We start from the raw sequence: 819 nt of genomic DNA, 5'->3' as shown, positions 1-819 counted from the left end.
TAGAAAAACCATACACAAAAATAACAACAGACACAACAGAATTTAAGTATTTTGAAAAAGATAAATCAGGAACATATCAAATAAAAAAACTCTATCTAAACCCATATCTTGATATGTACAACAGTGAAATACTAAGCTATGAAATATCAAAACACCCAACAATAGAACCAATCCTAAAAGCTTCAGATAAAGCCATAAAAATAACTAACAAAAGTAAAGAAAAAAGAATATTCCACTCAGATCAAAGCTGGGCATATCAAAAAAATCAATATACATCAAGGCTAGAAACAAAGGGAATCACCCAATCTATGTCCAAAAAAGGCAACTGCTTAGACAACTCACCAATGGAAAACTTCTTTGGAATACTAAAACAAGAAATATATTACGGAAGAAAATTCTACTCATATGAACACTTAAAACAAACAATAGAAGATTTTATAAAATATTACAACGAAGAAAGAATAAAAGAAAAATTAAGATACTTATCACCAATAGAATACAGAAAGAAGAATGCAACATAAAAATTTCCTACCTCTAGGGGTAGGAAAGGAAAATCAAAACTACCAGCTTAGCTGGTAGTTTACACAGCGCCTATATGGCGCAAATACCAGCACGCCCCTATTGGGGCTTAGAGTATTCTATCACATGCACCACTATCCCAAATACTTCTACAAGTAATTATTTGAAAGATATTTTTGAACACTTATTCTTAAAAATTAATCATATAATTATCTAGTTTAAAATTCATAAACCTATTGATTTCTAGCTTTTTAGAGTCTATAATACACTATTACCTTGTCATCAATACTAGAGCTTCAG

General features: G+C 30.0%; 1 protein-coding gene. It reads left to right on the top strand.

Annotated elements, in window-relative coordinates; genetic code table 11:
• Window positions 1-521 (top strand): IS3 family transposase (locus tag ABGF48_RS08435; protein ID WP_408105896.1); only part of this gene is annotated, 521 nt, incomplete at its 5' end.
• Window positions 522-819: the final 298 nt, after the last annotated feature.

It is taken from the genome of Helcococcus bovis, from assembly GCF_046035835.1.
Lineage (GTDB): Bacteria > Bacillota > Clostridia > Tissierellales > Peptoniphilaceae > Helcococcus > Helcococcus bovis.
The sequence above is the reverse complement of the archived record's forward strand: the minus strand, read 5'-3'. Positions and strand labels throughout refer to the sequence as shown.